Annotated in this window: 1 protein-coding gene; it reads right to left on the bottom strand. The window is 49.6% G+C overall.

What is annotated here, in order from left to right; genetic code table 11:
* The coding region (locus tag R0J87_RS23625) for a hypothetical protein (protein ID WP_498889431.1) at positions 1-244 on the bottom strand (244 nt) is incomplete at both ends.

Below are 244 nucleotides of genomic sequence, written 5' to 3'. Positions count from 1 at the left end.
ACAGCCTTCAGATCCAACCATCAGGTGGGTCAGAATATCTATCGGATCGGTATATTCAGTTAGCGCATTTAGTGAAAAGCCGGTGGTGTTTTTTAGCCGGTATTTATGCCGGATTTTATGACACAGTTCAGGGTTACTGCGTGTCTGCTGGCCAAGCTGCGCCAGTTCAGCCAGTAAACCGGCATGGCTTTGCCGGAATGACGCCACGCTTTGTGCATCTTCAGTATCCAGCACAGTGCCATCA

This window comes from Halomonas sp. SIMBA_159 (genome assembly GCF_046536035.1).
GTDB lineage: Bacteria > Pseudomonadota > Gammaproteobacteria > Pseudomonadales > Halomonadaceae > Vreelandella > Vreelandella venusta_A.
This window is presented reverse-complemented; position numbering and strand designations above follow the sequence as displayed.